Consider the following 22,426-nt stretch of genomic DNA (forward strand, 5'->3'; position numbering starts at 1 on the left):
AGAAGGTGGATCGGCGCGCAGCGCCGAGACGGATGAGGGGTGCTGGACGGATCGCTACGTTGAAGAGCTAAGCGTCTTTAGCACCTTTATCTAGTCAGGTCTCGTTTCTTCCAGCACCCCTCATCCGTCTTGCCGCTACGCGGCAATCCACCTTCCCCCACAAGGGGGGAAGGAAGAATCGCGCTGATCCCCTTTTGTTCCGATTTTCCTTGGCGATTGCTTGCCGCCGCGCTACCTCTTGCGCGTGACCGAGCAGCCGCGCCTTGCCGAACAGAATGCCGCCGTCCTGCTGCCTGAGCCATTCGTCAAATGGTTCGGCGAAAAGGGCTGGTCGCCGCGCGTCCATCAGCTCAAGCTGCTGGCGAAGGCTCAAAGCGGCCAGTCGGTGCTGCTGATCGCGCCGACCGGCGCCGGCAAGACGCTGGCCGGCTTTCTGCCGTCGCTGACCGAGTTGGCCAACCGTCCCAAGCGAAGGCCGGGCGAAGCCCGCCGCGGCATCCACACGCTCTACATCTCGCCGCTGAAAGCGCTGGCCGTCGACATCGAGCGCAATCTCGGCAAGCCGGTCCAGGAGATCGGCTTGCCTGTCACCATCGAGACGCGCACCGGCGACACGCCTTCGCACAAGCGCCAGCGGCAGAAACTGGCGCCGCCCGACATATTGCTCACCACGCCCGAGCAACTCGCGCTGCTGATCGCTTCAAACGACGCAAAGCGCTTCTTCGCGGATTTGCGTTATGTTGTGCTCGACGAATTGCATTCGCTTGTCACCTCGAAGCGCGGCCATCTGCTGGCGCTCGGCCTTGCGCGCTTGCGCGCCTTTGTGCCCGGGTTGCAAACCATAGGCCTGTCGGCGACCGTGGCCGAGCCGGACGAGTTGCGGCGCTGGCTGGTAAGCCAGGCTTCTCCAGGCGCCATGTCCGAGCTCATCGTCGTCACCGGCGGCGCGAAGCCCGAGATATCGATCCTCGACTCGGAAGAGCGGGTGCCCTGGGCCGGTCACTCCGCCCGCTACGCCACGCCTGAGATCTACCGCGAGATCAAGCGGCACAAGACCACGCTGCTGTTCGTCAACACGCGCAGCCAGGCCGAGCTGCTGTTCCAGGAACTATGGCGCGTCAATGAAGACACGCTGCCGATCGCGCTTCATCACGGATCGCTGGATGTCGCCCAGCGCCGCCGCGTCGAGAAGGCCATGGGCGAAAACGCCTTGCGCGCCATCGTCGCTACCTCGACGCTGGATCTCGGCATCGACTGGGGCGATGTGGATCTGGTCGTGCATGTCGGCGCACCGAAAGGCGCCAGCCGGCTCGCGCAGCGCATCGGCCGTGCCAACCATCGTATGGACGAGCCCTCAAAGGCGATTCTCATCCCGGCCAACCGCTTCGAAGTGCTGGAATGCCGGGCGGCGCTCGATGCCAACTATCTCGGCGCCCAGGACACGCCGCCGCTTGTCAATGGCGGGCTGGACGTCTTGGCTCAACACGTGCTGGGCTGCGCCTGCGGGGCGCCGTTCCATGCCGACACGCTGTTCGATGAAGTAAGGACGGCCGCGCCTTACGCCAGCCTGGACAGGCCGACATTCGACCGGGTCATCGACTTCGTCGCCACCGGCGGCTACGCGCTGAGAAATTACGAGCGCTATGCCCGCATCCGACAGACCAAGGAAGGCTTGTGGCGGGTTTCAAATCCGGCCGTCGCCCAGCAATACAGGCTGAATGTCGGCACCATCATCGAAGTGCCGGCGCTCAATGTGCGTTACGTCCAGGCCGGCAGCAGAGGGGCGGCCTCGCGCGGCGGCAGGGTGCTGGGAAAGATCGAGGAAGCGTTTCTGGAGACTTTGACCCACGGCGACACCTTCATGTTCGGTGGCAAGATCCTGCGCTTCGAAGGCATTCGCGAGAACGAGTGCTTCGTCTCGAACGCACCGGGCAGTGACGCGAAGGTGCCCTATTATGGCGGCGGCAAATTCCCGCTTTCGACCTATCTCGCCGAGCAGGTGCGGGCCATGCTCGACGACCCGCAACGCTGGAAGAAACTGCCTGAGCAGGTCGCTGACTGGTTAAGATTTCAGGCGGACAAGTCCGTTTTGCCGAAACGCGACGACCTGTTGATCGAGACTTTTCCACGCGGCAACCGCTACTACCTCGTAGCCTATCCGTTTGAGGGCAGGCTCGCGCATCAGACACTCGGCATGCTGCTCACGCGTCGCCTTGACCGGGCGGGCGCCAAGCCGGTCGGCTTCGTCGCTACCGATTATGCGCTGGCCATCTGGTCGCTAGCCGACATGGGCTGGATGTTCAAGAACAGAAAACCGTCGCTGGCCACGCTATTCGATCAGGACATGCTGGGCGATGATCTCGAAGCCTGGTTCGCCGACAGCTGGCTGCTGAAGCGCACCTTCCGCAACTGCGCGCTGATTTCCGGATTGATCGAGAAGCGCCACCCAGGCAAGGAAAAAAGCGGCCGCCAGGTCACCGTGTCGACAGACCTGATCTATGACGTGTTGCGCAGCCATGAACCCGACCATATTCTGCTGCAGGCCACCCGTACGGATGCCGCGACCGGGTTGCTCGATGTCAGCAGACTTGCCGAGATGCTCTCGCGCATCCGCGGTCGAATCATGCATAAGAACCTTGAGCAGATATCGCCGTTGGCCGTGCCGATCATGCTTGAAATCGGCAAGATGCCGGTGAATGGCGAGGCAGACGAGACGCTGCTGATGGATGCCGCCACGCTCGTCGAAGAGGCCATGGGGCCGGAGATGGCGGACTGAAAGAAGGCCTAAGAGGGGATGAATTTTTCGCTGTCGCGCGCAACGCTGATCGCCGAGGCCGACCCTGTCGGCATCGCCGGCGAGCGCGCGGTCTGCGACCGGCGCGGCGTGCTCTATTTCCCCGATCTGCGGCTGCTCGCGGTCTCCGATCTGCATCTCGAAAAAGGCTCTTCTTTCGCCAGGCGCGGCGCGCTGATCCCGCCTTACGACACCGGGGCCACCCTGCTGCGGCTTCAGGCGGTGATCGCCGACTATCAGCCGCGCATCGTCGTCAGCCTGGGCGATTCCTTCCATGACGGCGGCGGTGCCGAGCGCATGCATCTGAGTTTCCGCGAAAGGCTGGAGGCGATGATGGCCGGCCGCGACTGGTTCTGGGTCGCCGGCAACCACGACCCGGATGCGCCAGCCGACCTGCCGGGCGAGACCATGCGGGAACTCGCCATCGGCTCGCTGCTCTTCCGTCACGAGCCGTCGAAGGTCCGGGTGGAGGGCGAGATATCAGGCCACCTCCATCCATGCGCGCGCATCGTTCAGCGCGGGCGCTCGGTCAGGCGGCGCTGCTTTGCCGGCGATGGCGGCCGCATGATCATGCCGGCCTTCGGCGCCTATACCGGCTCGCTCAACGTTCTCGACCGCGCCTATGCCGGCCTGTTCCGGCTGGAGACGCTAATGGCCTATATGCTGGGCGCCGAACGCATTTTTGCTATCTCCGGCTCGATGCTCAGACCGGGCTGAAGCTTACTCCCTGCCATAATAGAGGGTGACCGTATGCTTCGCCTCGGCGAAGAACAGCCAGCGCTCGACCAGCATGCCGGCGAACTGCGCGACGGCTGCAAGCATGGATGCAATTGCGCTTAAGGGCCTTGGCAGGAAGTACGCGATCGCCAGCAGAATGGCTGGCACCGCGAATGCCAGCACCTGCGTGATCAGCCGCAACTTGGCGCTATGCTTGCGCGCGATGCGGAATCCCATTTCCTTCAGCAGATAGTTCTCTTCCGTGTGCGGCCACTCGATGGAACGCACCGTGCCGCCGGCAAGGCCGGTCGCTGTGTTGGCGGTGGTCGGGATTTCCAGCCGGTCATTGTAGCGCCAAGTCGCAAGCTTCCAGCCCCAGCCGGCGAGCGTGGCAAGCAGAGCCCAGATCGGCATCGCCGTTGAACCCAGCTTGAACCCCTGGAGCAAGGCGTTGGCGAGAACGCTTCCGGTCATCACCGCGAAGATGAGATAGGCCGGCAAAGTATAGCGACTGTGCCACTGCGCGATCGGCTTCAACGAAGCATAGATCATGGCGGTCGTGCAGATTGTCACGACCGCGCCTGCCGCCGCCAGCAGGCCGGCGATCGCTACCCAGCCGCCGCTCCTGCCGAGCAACACCCAGCCGATGCCGAACAGGCCGGCCGGAATCAAGGTGGCGACCGAGGCCACGCCTTCGCGCGACAGCCACGAGCTGCGCCATTGCGAGAAAGCGCGCCAGGCTCGCTCAGGGCGGCCAAGATGGCCGGTCGAGGACAACAGGCCGGCCGCGATCAGGCCGAGCGCCAGCCCCATGCCGACAAGGCCAAGCCAGAAATCGGCCGGGATCACGCCAAATCCGCCAAGCAGGCCGAGCAGTGCCAGCAGGCCGTAGCCGGCGCCGGTGGCAGTGGTGAAGAAGACGACCGAGAAGGCGGGATGCATGATCAGTTCGAAAGCATGCGGTCGACCCAGCCGAGGAAGCCGCCCTCGGCCCGGATCGGCTCCAGCGCCGGCGCGTCCACCTTCGCCGGGCGTTGGCTGCGGGCGCGCGGCGGCAGATATCTGTTGGTCGGCTGGTAGCCGAGCTCCGGCATCAGCGCGACGCCGCCACGCTCCTCGACAAGCTGCGAAATCGCCGAGGCCGGATCGCCGAAATCGCCGAAATGCCGGGCGCTGGTCGGGCAGGCGGCGACACAGGCGGGCACCCGGTCCTCCTCAGCCAGATTGTCGTTGTAGATCCGGTCGACGCACAGCGTGCATTTCTTCATCACGCCGACATCGGTGTCGAATTCACGCGCGCCGTAAGGACAGGCCCAACTGCACAATTTGCAGCCAATGCACTTGTCCTCGTCGACCAGCACGATGCCGTCCGAGGCGCGCTTGTAGGAGGCGCCGGTCGGGCAGACGGTGACGCAGGCCGGCTGCTCGCAATGCAGGCAGGAGCGCGGGAAGTTCACCGTGCGGCCGCCTTGTTCCGTCGTGTGCTCATAACTATGCACCCGGTTGAACCAGACGCCGTCGACATGCCCGCCATAGGGATCGATGTCGGTCAGCGGCGCCATGTGGCCGCCAGTGTTCCACTCCTTGCAGGCGGTGACGCAGGCCTGGCAGCCGACGCAGGTGTCGAGGTCGATGACGAGGCCGAGTTTTTTCTCGGTTCGAGCGGGAAGACAGGTCATTCGGCGGCTTCCCTCTTCATGCGGAATTCCGCGCCGAAGCGAAGCACGTCCGGCGAAGGCTCGAAATGCGGCGGCTGGGCGAAACGCTCGAATTGCGGCTCCGTCAAGCCGGCTTCTTGCGCCGCGCATTTGACGATCCGCACGCGCACGTCAAACCACGCGGCCTGTCCGGTGACCGGATCGGAATTCGAATAGCGCTTGCCGTTGGCATCGGCCGCCGTCTGGTCGCCGATGATATGGTTGAGCAGGAATCCGCGATTGCTCTCCGCCGCATCGTCCTTCAGGCCCCAGCTGCCGCGCCGCTTGCCGATCGCGTTCCAGGTCCACACCGTATCCGGGTTCACGCCGTCGATCAGCTTAATCTGGCCTTTCACCCTTCCGTTGGCGCTTTCGATCCACACCCAGTCGTCGTCGGAAAGGCCAAGCTCGGTGGCGGTCTGCCTATGCACGAACAGCCGGTTCTGGCTGGTGATCTGCCGCAGCCACGCATTTTGCGAGCCCCAGGAATGGTACATGTGCATCGGCCGCTGCGTCAGCGCATGCAGCGGATATTTTTGCAGGTCGACGGTACTGTCCTCGAAGGGCGCGTACCAGAAGGGCAGCGGGTCCATATAGGCCTCGATGCGGCCGCGCTCGGCGTCCGGCGGCTGCACCTCGCCATGGCCGCGCCCGGCAAGCCTGAACCGCTGCATCGGCTCCGAGTAGAGCTGGAAGACGATAGGCTCGGCCTTGGAAATGAAACCCATCTCGACCGCGAAATCGAGATAAGCGCGGTTGCCCATCTTGTAATAGCGCTGGTCGTCGGAAAAATCGTGGTGCCAGAAGCCGCCATTGTCGATGTACCGCTGCAGCTGGTCGGGGTTGACATCGCCCCTGCCGATCGAGTCGCCATTCTCGCCACGCCAGCCGGCTAAAGGGCCGATGCCGGGGGTGCGTTCGTGATTGACGATATAATCGGCATAGTCGCGGTATTTCGCCGAACCGTCCTCGTCGACGAAGCCGGGCAGGCCAAGCCGCGCGCCGAGCTCGATCAGCACCGACTGGAACGGCCGCACGTCGCGGTCCGGTTGCACCACGGGATGGCGGATGGCGTCGCCCGGACCGTCCGCATGGCTGATCGGCCGGTCGAGCAGGCTGATGCAGTCATGCCGCTCGAGATAGGTGGTGTCTGGCAGCACCAGGTCGGCGAACGCCACCGTCTCGGAATAATAGGCGTCGGAATAGATGATGAAGGGGATCTTGTAGGCGCCCGCCTCGTCCTTGTCGGTCAGCATACGAACGGTCTCGACCGTATTCATCGACGAGTTCCACGCCATGTTCGACATGTACATCATCAGTGTGTCGATCGGATAAGGATCGCCGGCCCAGGCATTGCGGATGACCGAGTGCATCAGCCCGTGCGCGGCCAGGGGTGCTTCCCAGGAATAGGCCTTGTCTATGCGGGTGGGCCGGCCGGCCTCGTCGACGAGAAGATCGTCCGGGCCGCAGACGAAGCCGAGCGGCATGCCGTCCAGCGGCGTCATCGGCCGAACGTTTTTTCCGCATGGCTTCGGCTCCGGCGGCGCCGGGCGCGGGTAGGGCGGCTTGAAGCGGAAACCGCCTGGAACATCGACGGTGCCCAGCAGAACCTGCAGCAGATGGATGGCGCGGCAGGTGTGAAAGCCGTTGGAATGGGCCGAGATGCCGCGCATGGCATGCATCGAGACGGGGCGGCCCCTGATCGTCTCGTGTCGCCGGCCTGCCCAATCGGTCCAGGCGACCGGCAGCTCGATCGTCTGCTCGAAGGCGACATGCGCCAGTTCCGCCGCGATGCGCCTGATCGTGTCGGCATCGACACCACAGCGCTCCGCTACCGCGTCCGGCGAATAGGTCTCGTCAAGATAGCGTTCGGCGATGAGCTGGAAGACAGGCACACAGCGCTGTTCGCCGATCTGATAGCTGCCGGTCAGCGCCGGTTTTGCTTCGGGGTCGGTTGCGTTGACCGGTTGCTTGGCCACTCTGTCCCAAGCAAGCGGGTTGCCGTCGCCGTCTCGCACGAACAGGCCGTCGTCGGCGGTCCCCGGTTCCTGCACGACCAGCACGGGCGCGTTGGTGTAGCGCAGCAGATAGTCGAGATCGACGCGTCCGGCCTTGAGCAGTTCGTGGACGAGCGCCAGCACGAACAGGCCGTCGGTGCCGGGGCGAATGCCGATCCAGTCGTCGGCGATGGCATTGTAGCCGGTGCGGCAGGGATTGATCGAAACCACCTTGGCCCCGCGTGCCTTGAGCTTGCCTAGGCCGATCTTGATCGGGTTGGAATCGTGGTCTTCGGCGACGCCGAACAGCATGAAGTATCTGGTGTTGTCCCAGTCGGGCTCGCCGAATTCCCAGAACGAGCCCCCGATCGTATAGAGGCCGCCGGCCGCCATGTTGACCGAACAGAAGCCGCCATGGGCGGCGAAGTTGGGTGTGCCGAATTTTGACGCCCACCAGCCGGTCAGCGATTGCGACTGGTCGCGCCCGGTGAAGAAGGCAAGCTTCCTCGGGTCGGTGCGCCGGATCGCCGACAGCCTCTCGGTGGCGATGGTCAGCGCTTCCTCCCACTCGATCTCGCGGAATTCGCCGGAGCCGCGCGGACCTGTGCGCAGCAACGGCTTCTTCAGCCGCGCCGGGCTGTAATGCTGCATGATGCCGGCGCTGCCCTTGCCGCAGATCACGCCGCGGTTCACCGGATGGTCCTTGTTGCCGTTGATGTAGCGCACCTTGCCGTCCTTGATGTGGACGTCGATGCCGCAGCGGCAGGCGCACATGTAGCAGGTGGTCTTGGCGATGCGGTCGGAGATTTCGGGCGAGGTCTCGACGCCATCGCCCTCGTTTGGTGCTCGGCTGTCCGCCAGCGGCCGCTGCGAGGGTGCGGAATTGGCGCCGCGCGGCGCGCCGGGGTTCATGATCCGCGAACGCTCTTGCCGGTCGCCATCTTGGCCTTCGTCTTGGGACCCGGGCCGCGCATATAGTGGAGCTCGGGATGATAGCGCTCGCCGGCGAGCTGCCGCTTCAGCCGGCGGTTCCAATGCGCGAACAAGGATTTGAAACGCTCGATCATTTCAACCGTTGACGGAAATGCAGCTAATTTTTCCAACTTCCGATAAAAACTTAGAACAAAGCTATTGATGCGTCTAACAAGCAGCTCTTGTAATTCCGATCGATTTTGCTTCTTAGTTAGCCCATGACACTCGATCAGTTGCGCATCTTCGTCGCTGTCGCCGAGCACGGCCATATGACCAAGGCTGCCGAGCGGCTCGGCATCTCGCAGTCGGCGGCGTCGGCTGCCATTCGCGCGCTCGAAAGCCAGCACGGCGTGCGCCTGTTCAACCGGGTCGGCCGCAACATCGAGCTGGCCCAGACCGGCCACCGCTTCCTGCCGGAGGCGAAGGCGGTTCTGGATCGCGCCGTGGCGGCCCGTGGCGTGCTGGAGGATGTCTCGCAGACCGTCGCCGGCAGCCTGTCGATCGCGGCCAGTCAGACCATCGCCAGCTACTGGTTGCCGCGCCGCCTGGCGTCCTTCCACGAGGCCTATCCTGCCGTGAAGCTCAGCGTGACAATCGGCAACACCAGGCAGGTCGAGACCAATGTGCTGGACGGCAGGGCCGATTTCGGCCTGGTCGAGGGCCGCACCGAGTCCGACATCCTGCGCCGCGCCACGGTCGACGAAGACCGTCCGATGCTAGTGGTGGCGCGCTCGCATCCCGAAATTCCGACGACGCGGGCGGGGAACCTCGACATCAGGGCGCTGCGCTGGATCATCCGGGAAGGCGGGTCGGGCACGCGCGAGGCGCTGGAGGATTTCGCGCTTAGCCAGGGAGTCCCGCCGGCCGAGTTGCAGATTTTCCTCGTCCTGCCCAGCAATGAGGCCGTGCGTCAGGCGGTCGAGGCCGGCGCAGGGGCGACAATCATCTCGGAACTGGTGGTCGCGCGCTCTTTGGCGGAGGGCAGCCTCAGGGCCGTGCCGGTCGAATTGCCGAAGCGCGATTTCGCCATGATCACGCATCGCGACCGCCAGGCGAGCCTCGCGCAGATGGCGCTGAAGGCGCATCTGGGTGGAAGGGCCAGCTGAGCCCAGGCGGCATCCGAACTGTATCATTTGGATGCTGATCATTGCGAGCGCTCGCGACTAGCCGAAAGCCTCCGAACTTCGTCATCCACGGGCGGAGCGACGCGAAGCGGAGCGTAGACCCGAGGATCCATTCCGTGACCTTCGACGTGGAATGCAGCGGAGCAGAATTCTGCACCGGAGCAACGCTTCAAACTCACGGAATGGATCCTCGGGTCTGCGCCGCGTCGCTTCGCTCCTTGCTCCGCCCGTGGATGACTACGTCACGGGCGTTTCGACCAACCTTCCGGGCATGCCGTCGCTACCCGATGGACAACCCCCGCAGCTACGTTGCGGCAAAACGCTCACGCGTATTTGCGCTGTGCGTCGAGCGCGAGGCCCAGGCCGACCGAGCCGAACATATCGCCTTCGATGACCGCGGCCTGCGGCACCAGCGCCAGGATCTGCCGTTTCGCCAGCGGGATGGCGGTCGAACCGCCGGTGAGGAACACGGCGGTGATGGCCGAAGCAGGGATGCCGGCGTCGGCGATCGTGTGTTTGACCGTCGCGGCCACGCGTTCGATATCGCTCGCGATGGTCTCCTCGAGGCCGGCGCGCGTGATCTCGGCCGCGAAGCGCGCGCCGGGTAGCGACACCCTCACTTCGGCCGAGGGCTGGTCCGTGAGCGCGATCTTGGCCCTCTCGACTAGGCCCGCCATCGCATGGCCGTAGCGATGCTCGACGACGTGGATGAAGCGGTCGACGAGGTCGGCCCGCTCGGCCTCGTAGCGGATCTGTCGCAGGTCGTTCATCGCCTTGGCGGTGTAGACGAGGTTGATGCGCTGCCAGGTCGCCAGATCGATAAAATAGGCCGCGGGCAGGTTCCGCTTGTGGTCCTTGGTCCGCGTCAGATAGCCGAGCTCGGGCATGACATGGGCGATGCTGAGCAGCCGGTCGAAATCGGTGCCGCCGATATGGATGCCCCGGTTGGCTAATATGTCGGCCTTGCGGTCGGTCGAGCGGGCGCGCTCCGGCGAGACTCGTACGATCGAGAAATCGGAGGTGCCGCCGCCCATGTCGACGATCAGCGCCAGCTCCTCGCGGGAAACCTTTTGCTCGTAATCGAGCGCCGCCGCGATCGGCTCGAACTGGAAGGCGATGTGCTTGAAGCCCTGCGCGCGGGCGGCCTTTTCAAGTTCGCCTTGCGCCTTCGCATCGGCAGCCGCGTCGTCGTCGACGAATTGCACGGGCCTGCCCAGCACGACGTTGTCGACCGGACCGCCGGCATCTTCTTCCAGCCGCTTCTTGAGGTGGTCGATGAACAGGCCGACGATGTCGATGAAGCCGATCTGGCGTGCCTTGATGCGCGTTTTCTCGTTGGCAAGCGAACTGCCAAGCACGCTCTTCAGCGAGCGCATCAGCCGCCCTTCGATGCTGTCGGTATAGTCGCTGATCGCACGGCGGCCGAAATAGGTGTAGCCGTCCTCGAAGTTGAAGAACACGGCGCTCGGCAGAGTGGGCTGCTCGCCCTCCAGCGCCACCAGCCGCGCCCGGCCGTCGCGGATCACGCCCACGGTCGAATTGGACGTGCCGAAATCGATGCCGCCGAATGCCGATCGCATCGCAGCCTCCTGTCTTTGCTTCATGGCGGCAGATCGTCGGCGACGCGTTGCGCGCCGTCATCCGAGTGCCGGACCGCTCTGCCGAAGTCGAAATGTGTGTGCTTATCCCTAGGGCTGGGAGGCGGCGATGTATCGCAAAACCGGGAAAAGGGAAACCCTGTTTCGAACGGAAAATGGGTCTTCCGATTCTTCCCGAAGCATCAGTCCTTGCGGAAGATGAGCCGGCCCAGCCAGCCGGTCAGCATGGCCAGCGATATCGCAAACACGCCGTAGAGGAACGAATCATCATGCGCGACGCGGAAGACCGATTGCTCGAAGCCAGATTTGCGGATTTCGAGCTGGGCCGAGCTTTCCTTGACGAACATGCCGCTCTTGAACAGGAACGCGCGGGCCTTATGGGTTCCGACCGGCACGTTGGGCGCGAGCCGCACGGTAGCGCGAAACAGGTTCTGCGACAGGAATTGCACGCCGCCGACATTCTCGCTGTAGAGGCCCGTCGCTGCCTTGCGGTCGCGGAGCGCGGCGGTGAATTCCTCGATCGTCGCCGGGCTGTCGGTCTCGTCGGCGGGCTTCATGTAGAGGTTCTGCGCGCCCAGCGAGAGCTGCTTGTATTTGGCGGGCTCGGCGATGTCCTGCAGCGGTCGCGTCGTCGCGACGGAATAGGAAACCGGCACGTTCTCGAACGTCTCCGAATCCAGATTGATCCAGACGCCGAGCACGCGATCCTTGCGCCGGACGACGACCGGCCTTGGCGGCCCTTCGAGCACGACGATCACGTCGTAGCGCCCCTGGCGCGCGATCAGCGGATCGGGATTCTCCAGCGATCCGAAGATCGTCAGGTCGGCGCCGGAGAAGCCCGCCGTGATGGAAATGGCATCCGTCGACAGGCCGATCTGAATGCTTTCGGCGGGCGGCGTCTGCGCCGTCGCCGGGGAAAGGGCAAAGAGCATCGACAACGAGACGGCGGCTGCAAATGCTCGTCGCGCCGCCATCAGTTGAGCCCCGCGGCGGACAGAGAATAGAGATTTGGCGGCGTCACGAAGAGATCGGCGGCAAGGCGGATGGCGACGGCCAGCACCAGCATCGCCAAAAGCGCGCGCAGCTGTTCGCCGCGTAGCCTCTGGCCGGCCTTGGCGCCATATTGCGCGCCGGCGACGCCGCCGGCCATCAGCAGGAAGGCCAGGATCACGTCCACCGTCTGGTTGGTCGTGGCATGCACCAGCGTCGTATAGGCCGAGGTGAAGATGATCTGGAACAGCGAGGTGCCGATGACGACATTGGTCGGCACCTTGAGCAGGTAGATCAGCGCCGGCACCATGATGAAGCCGCCGCCGACGCCCATGATCGACGACAGGAAACCTATCCCGGCGCCGAGCCCGAGCACAGGGATAACACTGACGAACAGCTTCGAAGCGCGGAAGCGCATCTTGAACGGCAGCCGGTGGATCCAGTTGTGCTGGCCGGATTTCTTGAGGACGGGCGCGGCGCCGCTGCGGCTGGCTCGCAGCGCGTTGACGCTTTCGAACAGCATCAGCCCGCCGACCGTGCCGAGCAGCACGACGTAGAGCAGCGAGATGAACAGGTCCAGCTGGCCGAGCCGGCGCAACAGCGCGAAGACGAAGATACCGGCCGTCGAGCCGACGATGCCGCCGGCCAAAAGCACGCCGCCCAGCTTGAAGTCGAGCGTGCCGCGCTTGAAATGTGAAAGCGCGCCGGAGAAGGAGGAGGCGATGACCTGGTTTGCGCCGGTGGCGACGGCGATTGCCGGCGGGATGTTGTAGAAAATCAGAAGCGGCGTGATCAGGAAGCCGCCGCCGACCCCGAACATGCCCGACAGGAAACCCACCGCGGCGCCCATCGCGAGCAGCACGAAGATGTTGACGGAAATTTCCGCGATCGGGAGATAGATGCCCACCCGTCTGTCTCGATCAGTTTGTCTGCCGGCGCACAGTGCCGTCCCCGGACAGTAAAGCACCGAAAAGCCAATTTTTTCTTGCGCCGGCGCGGCGGCGGGATCAAGCCCGCCGCCGCGCCGAAACAAAAACCATCTCAATCAGTTAACAGGCAAATGTGTGGCAGGGCGTCGCATATGCGACGCGTCCGCCGTTATTTGTGCGCCAGGAGCGCCTTGACGAGCGGCGCGTCGATCTCGCCCGTCGGCTTCATCTTGTTGTCGGTCTGGAAGGCCATGATGGCGGTCTTGGTCTTGCCGCCCATAACGCCGTCGGCGCCGCCGGCATCATAGCCGTTCTTGTTGAGGATCAGCTGGATGTTCTTCACCGCCTTCTTCATATCGATGCCGGCGGTCGTCTGCGGAGTGCTGTCCTGCCAGGACTCCGGAACGTCGGCCGAGTTGGCGGCCGCGTTGAGCGGCTTGGCCTTCCACAATTCCGTGGCGGCGCGCGCCCGCTCGAGCTGTTCGGGCCTGAGCGCATTGGCGATCTCGTCGCGCTTGGCCGCAGCGTCTTTGTCGCCGGTCTTGGCGACGAGCGCGAACCACTTGTAGGATTCCTCCAGGTTCTGCTTCATGCCGACGCCCTTGGCAGCCAGGATGCCGAGGTTGAACTGGCTGTCTTTGACGCCGAGGTCGGCGGCTTCCTGGAACCAGTGCGTCGCCGATTCATTGTCGGTCACGCCGTCCGCCGCCATGGCGAACAGCACCGCCAGATTGTGCATGGCGCTGGCATTGCCCTGTTCTGCGGCGAGCTGGTAGTAGGTCTTGGCCTTCTTGATGTCGCGCGCGACGCCGATGCCTTTTTCGTAGAAATTGCCGATGCGGTATTCGGCCGGCGCGAAGCCGAGCTCGGCCGACTGCTCGTACCATTTGGCGGCCGCCTTCATGTCTTCCTTCACGCCGCGCGATTCCGCATAGCGCGAGCCGATCTCGAACAGCGCCTTGGCGTCGCCGCCGGCGGCCGCGTCGTGCAGCGCCACCGGACCGATTTCGGAAGGGATATCGAATTTGGCCGCGGCTGCCTGGCTCCCGGCCGGCGGCACGGCGCCTGTCGTGTCGACGGACGTGGCCGTCGGTGTGCTGGCGGCGGCGCCCTCGGCTGCCGGACTGGCCGTCATGGGGTCCTTGGCCATCGGCTGCGTGTCGCCATCCGTATCCGCCGCGGAGACGGCTGCGGCGGCGGGTTCGGGCGGCGTTGCCGAAGCCATGGGAGCCGGCACCGGCGCGGCAGGCGCAGCAAGCGCCACTGGCGCGGGCGCCGGTTCGGCGGGCATGGCTGCGGCATTTTCGGGACTGGAAGATGTAGAAGCGGCGAGTGCCGCGTCCTTGACGGGCTCGGCCTGCCTGACGGGCCGGGCCGCGCCGCTTTCGTCCTGTGCTGTTTCCGTGTCGACCGTCTGCGGAGAGACGACCGGTGCGGGCTGGTTGTTGGCCGTCTCGACCGGATCTGACAAAAAGGCCTTGCCCAACTGCAGGCCGGCCAGCGCCATCATGATCGCGGCCGCCGCCATCAGGATCGGCTTGCGCCGCGCCTTGAGCAGGTCGCCTATCCTCAGCGCCTTCACCGGGCCGGTCAGGGTCGATTGCCGCTTCAGCGTGTCGGCTTCCGCGGCTGCGGCCTGGGCCGCGCGGCGGGCCGCGGCGATGAAATCGGACTTGGCGGCATCGCTCTCGTTGCGCTTGACCGGCTGGCCGCCGCGCTCGTCGCGCACGCGTTTCATGATAGCGTTGAGGTCCGGCGCGCCGGAACCGGGCTCCAACGGCCGGTTGGCGGCCTTGGGGTCGAGCGGCTCGTCGATGTCGACGCTTGGCACGTCACCGACCGGCGCAGAGCCGGCAAGCGGCTGCGTGTCCGCATCTTTCTTGCCCTTGAAAGCGCGCGCCAGGCCGCTGAACATCGATCTCCTGCGGCCGGCCGTCTCGCTCTTGTCGCCGATCGCATCCGGCCCGAGGGCCGCCATGGCTGCTGCCGCCGCGGCCTCGGCAGGCGTGCGCGGCGCGTCTGGCTCATCGCGCATGATCGCAGCCGTACGGCCTTCGAGACCGGCCATGTCCCCCGTGAGCGGCAGCGGCTGGTCGATATCCATCGAAGGCGCGTCCTGCACCGCGATCTTACCGCCGCGGCCGCCGCGCTTACCGGCCGGCTGCGGATCCACCAGTTCGCTGACCGCTTCGCTGGTCTCGCCCGCTTCGAGCGAGCCGAGCCGGTCGACGATCTTGAGCAGCGTGTCGTGGATCGCCTCGAAGGTGCGCGAATTGCGCTCGTCGGAGCGACGGGTGAGCGCTTCGAGCGTCTTCAGGTCCTGGGCGAGGCCGGCAACGGCGGTCGCGTTGCTCTGGGCCGTGCTGGACGTCGAGTCGGCAAGCGATCTGACGGCGCTCTCAGCCGCCTCGCGCGCCACGGTCAGGATGGAATCGCGCGTGCCCGCCAGCGACTTCTCAATCTCGTTGAGGCGCGGGCTGATGTCCTCGAATTCGGGCAGCGGCGTGCCGGGCTTGGAAAGATGCGCCGACAGGCCGGCGACCTGCGCCTCCAGGCTGCGGATCAGCGCCGGATCGATGCCCGCGACCTGCTGCGCGGACATTTCCAGCCGGCTGGAAATATCCTCGAGCCGGCTCTCCAGCCCGCGGATCGCCGCGTCGTTGGCGGGATCCGGCGTGCGTGTCTCGATGCGCTTGGCCAAAGCGGTGAAGCGGGCGTCGATCACCTCCATGATGCCGGCGCTCTCATCCTGGCGCATGCGCTGGTCGAGCCGGTCCGCGACCTCGTCCAGCCGACGCTCTAGATCGCGAAACAGCATATTGCCCTGTTCCATCGCATCGCCCTGGCGGCGCTCGATTAACATGGACAGTGCCTCGAAGCGCTGTTCCAGGCCTTGGAAGATATGATCGGCGTCGGGCATGGCCTGCGCGCGGTCCATCTTGTCGGTGATCAAGGCGATCTGCTTACCGAGCCGCTCCATGGCCTGCTCGGGCAGGTCTGCCCTGCCGGCCAACTGATCCACACGGCTGGTAAGAAGGTTGAGGTGATCAATGACTTCCGCGCCGGGCCGCGACTGCGCAACCTCTTCGATCTGCGCCGCCAGCGAAGCCATGCGCTTCTCGATCCGGCCGAAGGTCTCGGGGTCGAAGGCATTGGCCTGCGCGGCCACCGTCGAGGCGACGATGGCGCGGGAAATCTCGTCCAGCCGCTCGTCGATCATGGCCAGCGTCTCGCCGCCGCGCATAGTCTGCTGGCTGGCGAAACGGTCGACCGCGCCGGCAAGCGTGCGCACCTTTTCCTCCAGCGAGCGCAGCGAAAGCGATTCCGGCAGGTTGTTGACGGCGCTGCTGATCTGTTCGAGCCGGTCGGTCAGCACCGAAAGGCTCGGGCCTTCCGCGCGCTTGCGCTGATCGGCGTCGACGCGGTCTTCGAAGGCGCTCCAGCGGCGGTCGAAATCGTCCCAGCGGCGGTCGACCTTCTGCACGCTTTCCTCGCGTGCCAGCGTGTCCAGCGCGCCCTTCACCTGTTCCAGTTCTAGCCGCAGCAGGTTGACGCTGCGGTCGTCGCTCTTTTCGGCCAGTGTCTGGATGGCGCCCGAAAGCCGCTCGAATTCGAGACCGAGCTCGGCGCTGCTCTTATCCGGCAGGCCGTTGGCGCCGCGCTGCATAGCGCGGTCGATGTCCTGGCGAAACGCCTCGAATTCGCGCTGCAGGCCGGCGGTCATCTGGTGGCGCAATTCCTCGCGCAGCCCGCGCAATTCGACGGCGATCTTGCCGACCATGGCGACGCTGTCTTCCTGGCCGCGCACCCGGTCGATGTCACGCGCGATCGCCTGATAGCCCTGGTCGAAGGCGGGCGCGGCGGGCGCCGGATTTTGCGGCGCGCGCGGTTGCGGCCGCTGATACTGTGAGCCAGGATTCTGCGTCGCCGGGTTCTGCTGCGGCCGGTCCAGGGGTCTTTGCGCGGCATAGGTGTCTTCGTACCACCGCGGCTGGCCGTAAGGCTGCGTGCTTGGATAACGCGGCTCGACTGGCGGCCGCCGCAGGTCGGGGCGATCGGGCATGTCGGCGCGCGTGCGGTCCAGCCGCTGCTCCAGGGTTTCGAGCGAGCGGTTCAGTTCTTCGAGCGAGGCGTGCGGCCGGCGTTGCCTGCCGGCATTGAGTGTATCGAGATAGGACCGCTTGCTGTTCATCGATGCGCCCGTGTTCAGAATGGCCGGCCGGAGGCCGGTCTCCCATTAGCCTGCCGGAAACGAAGCGAGCCGAGCGGTTTTGCTGCGGAGGAAGACGGGCTTCCCGGGTTTTCACCCACGCTTCGAAAACCGTGAAAAATTCTCTACAGGATAAACACGGGTGACCGACATGCGCACATTTCGCCCAACGTGGTAAACAAGGCGTTAACCAAGCTTAAGAAGCCGCGCATAATCGTCAGCCGCCTGGCGGGGTGCGGCATAAAGCTCCGTTTCGACAACGCCCTTGCGTCACCTTGCGGCTATCGATATAGAATTGACGTAAACGTAAAAGGTGCGAACCGTGCCTCTTGCGATTGATTTGTTGCAACCACGATTGGAAGCACGCCCCTGCTTCCATTCAGGCGACGCTTGGTCCGCGACCGCGACGCCGCCAGGGGAAAGCCAGTGACCATGAAACTTGTTTCGCCCGGCGAAGCCGCGGCCAATACCAATGACATCCCGGTCGAAGCCGGCGAGGAATTCGTCCGCATCGGCGAGATGGCCAAGAAATACGGTGTGACGCTGCGCACGCTGCGTTTCTATGAAGACAAGGGCCTGCTCAATCCGCATCGCGACGGCTCGACCCGTCTCTATACGCGCCGCGACAAGGCTCGCCTGAAGCTGATCCTGCTCGGCCGCAAGGTCGGGTTCTCGCTGCGCGATGTCAAGCAGATGATGGATCTCTACGATCCGACCGGCACCAACACCAGGCAGTTGCGGCTGGCCCTCGACAAGTCGGAGAAGCAACTCGCCCGCCTGCAGAAGCAGCGCGCGCTGATCGACGACGCCATCGGCGAGTTGAGCAACTCGATGTCCGTCGTGCGCCAGATGCTCGTCGAGCGCACCGCGGCGCCGCAGGCCAGCGCCGCCGGGTGAACGCACGCGTTCAACGGCGACAATCCAAAAACTGAAAGCCGCGTGGCCATAGCCGCGCGGCTTTTTTGTCGCCAGGATGCCTGACCACTCACAAAATTTTTGACTGCGACGAAGTTGACGTTTACGCAAACGTCAATATTTGCTATCGCAGCATCGACATTGGCCCGGCCTCCTGTCCAGGACGTGGACAGGCGACTTGCTGGTCGGGCCGGGACCGTAAGGGCGGAGGAAGGCATGACGATCTACAGGGCGCCGATCCAGGACACGCTGTTCGTGCTCAACGACGTGCTGGGTTATCAGCGCTATTCCAATCTTCCGGGCTTCTCGGACGCAACGCCCGACGTTCTCGAGGCGATCCTCGCCGAAGGCGCCAAGCTGGCCGAAAACGTCATGCATCCGCTGAACCGCGTCGGCGACATGGAAGGCTGCGTGCGCCATGACGACGGCTCGGTAACGACGCCGAAGGGTTTCAAGGACGCCTACGACCAGTATCGCGAAGGCGGCTGGATGGGGCTTGCGGCACCCGTCGAGTTCGGCGGCCAAGGCCTGCCCTACACGGTGCACCAGGCTGTTTCCGAATATATGGTTTCCGCCAACATGGCGCTGATGATGTATCCCGGCCTGACGCAAGGCGCGATCGCGGCGATCGTCACCCACGGCACGGAGGAGCAGAAGGCGACATGGCTGCCCAGGCTGATCGAGGGCACCTGGACCGGTACCATGAACCTGACCGAACCGCATTGCGGCACCGACCTCGGCCTGCTGCGCACCAAGGCCGTTCCCAACGGCAACGGCACCTACAGAATTTCCGGCCAGAAGATCTTCATCTCCGCCGGCGAGCACGACATGGCGGACAACATCGTCCACCTGGTGCTTGCCCGCGCCGAGGGCGCGCCGGAAGGCGTCAAGGGCATCTCGCTGTTCATTGTGCCGAAATTCAAGCTCGATGCCTCGGGCAATCCCGGTGAGAGGAACACCGTCTTCTGCGGCTCGATCGAGGAGAAGATGGGCATCCACGGCAACTCGACCTGCGTCATGAATTATGACGAGGCGGAGGGGACGCTGCTCGGCGAATTGAACGGCGGCTTGAAGGCCATGTTCACGATGATGAACGAGGCCCGTCTCGGCGTCGGCCTGCAGGGGCTCTCGGTCGCCGAGATCGCCTACCAGAACGCCGTCTCCTACGCCAAGGACCGCCTGCAAGGCCGCTCGCTGTCGGGCGCCAAGGCGCCGGACAAAAAGGCCGACCCGATCATCGTCCATCCCGACATCCGCCGCTCGCTGATGACCATGAAGGCCTTCAACGAGGCCGGCCGCGCGCTGGCGCTGTGGACGGCGATCAAGTCCGACGTCGCGCACCGTTCCGGTGACGACAAGGACCGCCAGGCGGCCGACGACTACACCGGCCTGATGACCCCGGTGGTCAAGGGCGTGCTCACCGACAAGGGTTTCGACCACGCGGTCATGGCGCAGCAGGTGTTCGGCGGCCACGGCTACATCGAAGAACACGGCATGAGCCAGTTCGTGCGCGACGCCCGCATCGCCATGATCTATGAAGGCGCCAACGGCATCCAGGCGCTCGACCTCGTCGGCCGCAAGCTGGCGCAGAATGGCGGTCGCGCCGTGCAGGCCTTCTTCAAGGAAGTCGGCGAGTTCTGCGAGGAAAACCGCACTGATGAGAAGATGGCGCCCTTCACCAAGGCGCTGAAGAAGGGCCTCAACGACCTGCAGGCGGCCACCATGTGGCTGGTGCAGAACGCCATGGCCAAGCCCGACAATGCCGGTGCGGCCTCGAGCGACTACATGCATCTCTTCGGCCTGGTGGCGCTGGGCTACATGTGGGCGCAGATGGCGAAATCCGCTGAGGCGAAGCTCGCGGACGGCGCCAACGGCGCTGGCGCGTTCTACGACGCCAAGCTCACGACCGCGCGCTTCTTCATGGAGCGCGTCATGCCGGAAACGGCGGCGCGTCTCGCCCGCATATCGAGTGGCGCGGACACGCTGATGGCGCTGCCGGCGGAAGCGTTCTAGGTTCGGCGGGCCGGCACCGCCGGCCCACAAGTGTCGGAACGCGGAGGAAATCGTGGCGACAAATCCAGCCGAAATTCTTGGTCTTCCGAAGCCCGCCTGGGCGGCGGACGAGGTCGGCATGCTCTACGATATGGCCTCGCGCTTCATGGCCGAGGAGATCGCGCCGCGTTACGACGAGTTCGAGAAGAACGAGATGTTCGACCGCGAGAGCTGGCTGAAGGCGGGAGCAGCGGGCCTGCTCTGCGCTTCCATGCCGGAGCAATACGGCGGCTCGGGCGGCACCTTCGCGCATGAGAGCGCCATCATCGAGGCGATCGGCCATGTCGGCGTCGACGGCTTCGGCATCGGCCTGCACAATTCGATCGTAGCACCCTACATCCTGCATTACGGTTCCGAAGAGCAGAAGCAGAAATGGTTGCCCAAGCTCGCGACCGGCGAGCTGATCGGCGCCATCGCCATGACGGAGCCCGGCGCCGGCTCTGACCTGCAGGGCGTCAAGACCCGCGCCGAGAAGGACGGCAACCATTACAAGATCAGCGGCTCCAAGACCTTCATCACCAATGGCCAGCTCGCCAACCTGATCATCGTCGTCACCAAGACAGATCCGGACAAGGGCGCCAAGGGCACGTCGCTGATCGTCGTCGAGACCGATGAGGTGGAGGGCTTCGAGCGCGGCCGCAACCTCGACAAGATCGGGCTGAAGTCGAACGACACATCCGAGCTGTTCTTCAACGACGTGCGCGTGCCGACCTCCAACCTGCTTGGCGACGAGGAAGGCAAGGGCTTCGTCCAGCTGATGCAGCAATTGCCGCAGGAGCGGCTGCAGATCGGCACCGGGGCGATCGCCATGATCGAGCGGGCGCTGGCGCTGACCATCGACTACGTCAAGGAACGCAAGGCCTTCGGCAAGGCGGTCATCGATTTCCAGAACACCCAGTTCAAGCTGGCCGAGTTGAAGACCGAGGCCACGATCGGCCGCGTCTTCTACAATGACTGCGTCGCCCGCCATATCGACGGCGGTCTCGACCCGGTGACCGCCTCGATGGCCAAATACTGGCTCAGCGATCTGCAGGGTAAGGTCGTCGACGAGTGCCTTCAGCTGCACGGCGGCTATGGCTACATGAATGAATATCCGATCGCCCGCATGTACCGCGACGCCCGCGTCCAGCGCATCTACGGCGGCACCAACGAAATCATGAAATTGCTGATCGGGCGCTCTCTCTGAGCGCGGCGGCCGGCAAAGCCAAGGAGCACGAAAATGACTGAGGCTTACGTCTATGACGCCGTGCGCACGCCGCGCGGCAAGGGCAAGAAGGATGGCTCGCTGCACGAGGTGCCGGCGGTGCGGCTCGCCGCCAGGACGCTCGAGGCGCTGCGCGACCGCAACGGGCTCGACACCGGCAATGTCGACGACATCATCTTCGGCTGTGTCGATCCGGTCGGCGAGGCGGGCTCCGTCATTCCGCGCGCGGCCGCCTTCGAGGCCGGCTATGCGACCTCGGCGCCCGGCATGCAGATATCGCGCTTCTGCGCCTCGGGCCTCGACGCCATCAATTTCGGCGCCGCCAAGATCGCGCAAGGAGCGGACGAGATCGTCATCGCCGGCGGCGTCGAATCCATGTCCCGCGTCGGCATGGGCATGTCCGGCGGCGCCTGGTTCATGGACCCTTCCGTCGGCCTGCCCGGCTGGTTCGTGCCGCAGGGCATCTCGGCCGACCTGATCGCCACCAAATACGGTTTTTCCCGCGACGACGTCGACGCCTATGCGGTCGAGAGTCAGAAGCGCGCGGCCAAGGCCTGGGGCGAGGGCCGTTTCAAGAATTCGGTGATCCCGATCAAGGACCAGAACGGTCTCACCATCCTCGATCATGACGAGCACATGCGGCCCACGACCGACATGCAGTCGCTGGCTTCGCTCAACCCGTCCTTCGTCATGCCCGGCGAGATGGGCGGCTTCGACGCGGTCGCCGTGCAGAAGCATCCCGAGGTAGAGGAGGTCAACCACGTCCACCATGCCGGCAATTCCTCGGGCATCGTCGATGGCGCCGCCGCCGTTCTGCTCGGTTCCAAGAAGGCCGGCAAGGCGATGGGACTGAAGCCGCGCGCGCGCATCCGCGCCTTCGCCAATATCGGCTCGGAACCGGTGCTGATGCTGACCGGTCCGGTCGACGTCACCGAGAAGCTCCTGAAGCGCGCCAAGATGAAGCAGTCGGACATCGACCTGTTCGAGCTCAATGAGGCCTTCGCTTCGGTCGTGCTGCGCTACATGCAGGCTTTCGACATCCCGCACGACCAGATTAACGTCAATGGCGGGGCGATCGCCATGGGCCATCCGCTCGGCGCCACCGGCGCCATGATCCTGGGCACGGTGCTGGACGAGCTGGAGCGCCGCGACCTCAACACCGCGCTGGTCACGCTCTGCATCGGCGCCGGCATGGGCACCGCCACCATCATCGAACGCGTCTGAGGG

The 22,426-nt window shown here is 64.8% G+C and carries 15 protein-coding genes; 7 read left to right on the forward strand and 8 right to left on the reverse strand.

Annotation, left to right across the window (positions count from 1 at the left end):
• Positions 1-244: 244 nt before the first annotated feature.
• Both FJ423_RS24960 and pdeM read left to right on the forward strand, forming a co-directional pair.
• Positions 245-2,776 (forward strand): ligase-associated DNA damage response DEXH box helicase, encoded by a 2,532-nt coding sequence (locus FJ423_RS24960; RefSeq protein ID WP_140845706.1) that lies wholly within the window; start codon positions 245-247, stop codon positions 2,774-2,776.
• Positions 2,777-2,794: 18 nt separating this feature from the next.
• Complete coding sequence (pdeM, locus tag FJ423_RS24965; RefSeq protein ID WP_140845678.1) at positions 2,795-3,511, forward strand: ligase-associated DNA damage response endonuclease PdeM; 717 nt, start codon at positions 2,795-2,797, stop codon at positions 3,509-3,511.
• 3 nt (positions 3,512-3,514) lie between these two features.
• Here the strand turns inward: pdeM and FJ423_RS24970 are convergent, their stop codons facing one another.
• The 4 genes from FJ423_RS24970 to FJ423_RS33690 are packed head-to-tail and all read right to left on the reverse strand — an operon-like array spanning position 3,515 to position 8,446.
• The gene (locus tag FJ423_RS24970) at positions 3,515-4,453 is read right to left on the reverse strand and encodes a DmsC/YnfH family molybdoenzyme membrane anchor subunit (RefSeq protein WP_140845679.1); all 939 of its coding nucleotides are present in this window, start codon (positions 4,451-4,453) and stop codon (positions 3,515-3,517) included.
• Between the two features lie 2 nt (positions 4,454-4,455).
• Positions 4,456-5,190 carry a 4Fe-4S dicluster domain-containing protein gene (locus FJ423_RS24975; RefSeq protein ID WP_140845680.1) on the reverse strand — a complete coding sequence of 245 codons (735 nt, stop codon included), beginning with the start codon at positions 5,188-5,190 and terminating at the stop codon, positions 4,456-4,458.
• A complete protein-coding gene (locus tag FJ423_RS24980) occupies positions 5,187-8,117 on the reverse strand; it encodes a molybdopterin oxidoreductase family protein (RefSeq protein ID WP_140845681.1) in 2,931 nt (976 codons plus the stop codon). Before FJ423_RS24980 ends, FJ423_RS24975 begins: the two co-directional genes overlap by 4 nt.
• Positions 8,114-8,446, reverse strand: coding sequence for a hypothetical protein (locus tag FJ423_RS33690; protein ID WP_181174893.1), 333 nt, complete (start codon positions 8,444-8,446; stop codon positions 8,114-8,116). Before FJ423_RS33690 ends, FJ423_RS24980 begins: the two co-directional genes overlap by 4 nt.
• On the opposite strand from FJ423_RS33690, the gene FJ423_RS24985 reads away from it, so the two are divergent.
• Positions 8,396-9,283 carry a LysR substrate-binding domain-containing protein gene (locus FJ423_RS24985; protein WP_140845682.1) on the forward strand — a complete coding sequence of 296 codons (888 nt, stop codon included), beginning with the start codon at positions 8,396-8,398 and terminating at the stop codon, positions 9,281-9,283. The two genes, FJ423_RS33690 and FJ423_RS24985, sit on opposite strands and share 51 nt — an antisense overlap.
• A 341-nt stretch (positions 9,284-9,624) precedes the next feature.
• On the opposite strand, the gene FJ423_RS24990 is transcribed toward FJ423_RS24985, so the two are convergent.
• From FJ423_RS24990 to FJ423_RS25005, 4 genes are all read right to left on the reverse strand, one after another.
• Complete coding sequence (locus FJ423_RS24990) at positions 9,625-10,881, reverse strand: Hsp70 family protein (protein ID WP_140845683.1); 1,257 nt, start codon at positions 10,879-10,881, stop codon at positions 9,625-9,627.
• A 200-nt stretch (positions 10,882-11,081) separates the two neighbouring features.
• Positions 11,082-11,873: a TIGR02186 family protein gene (locus tag FJ423_RS24995; protein ID WP_095765916.1), complete on the reverse strand. Its 792-nt coding sequence runs from the start codon at positions 11,871-11,873 to the stop codon at positions 11,082-11,084.
• Complete coding sequence (locus FJ423_RS25000; RefSeq protein ID WP_095765915.1) at positions 11,873-12,796, reverse strand: sulfite exporter TauE/SafE family protein; 924 nt, start codon at positions 12,794-12,796, stop codon at positions 11,873-11,875. The genes FJ423_RS24995 and FJ423_RS25000 overlap by 1 nt, the downstream gene beginning before the upstream one ends.
• Before the next feature lie 191 nt (positions 12,797-12,987).
• Entirely contained in the window at positions 12,988-17,010 is a 4,023-nt protein-coding gene (locus FJ423_RS25005; RefSeq protein ID WP_140845684.1) for an SEL1-like repeat protein, read from the reverse strand.
• A gap of 450 nt (positions 17,011-17,460) precedes the next feature.
• Here FJ423_RS25005 and FJ423_RS25010 point away from each other — a divergent pair, with 450 nt between their 5' ends.
• The 4 genes from FJ423_RS25010 (at position 17,461) to FJ423_RS25025 (ending at position 22,423) form a co-directional block, all read left to right on the forward strand.
• Entirely contained in the window at positions 17,461-17,925 is a 465-nt protein-coding gene (locus tag FJ423_RS25010) for a MerR family DNA-binding transcriptional regulator (protein ID WP_140845707.1), read from the forward strand.
• A gap of 234 nt (positions 17,926-18,159) precedes the next feature.
• Positions 18,160-19,956 (forward strand): acyl-CoA dehydrogenase, encoded by a 1,797-nt coding sequence (locus FJ423_RS25015; RefSeq protein ID WP_140845685.1) that lies wholly within the window; start codon positions 18,160-18,162, stop codon positions 19,954-19,956.
• 52 nt (positions 19,957-20,008) lie between these two features.
• On the forward strand, positions 20,009-21,181 hold the full coding sequence (locus FJ423_RS25020; RefSeq protein WP_140845686.1) for an acyl-CoA dehydrogenase family protein: 1,173 nt from the start codon (positions 20,009-20,011) through the stop codon (positions 21,179-21,181).
• Positions 21,182-21,214: 33 nt separating this feature from the next.
• Positions 21,215-22,423: an acetyl-CoA C-acetyltransferase gene (locus tag FJ423_RS25025; protein ID WP_140845687.1), complete on the forward strand. Its 1,209-nt coding sequence runs from the start codon at positions 21,215-21,217 to the stop codon at positions 22,421-22,423.
• Positions 22,424-22,426: the final 3 nt, after the last annotated feature.

The organism is Mesorhizobium sp. B2-8-9, assembly GCF_006439475.1.
Classification (GTDB): Bacteria; Pseudomonadota; Alphaproteobacteria; order Rhizobiales; family Rhizobiaceae; genus Mesorhizobium.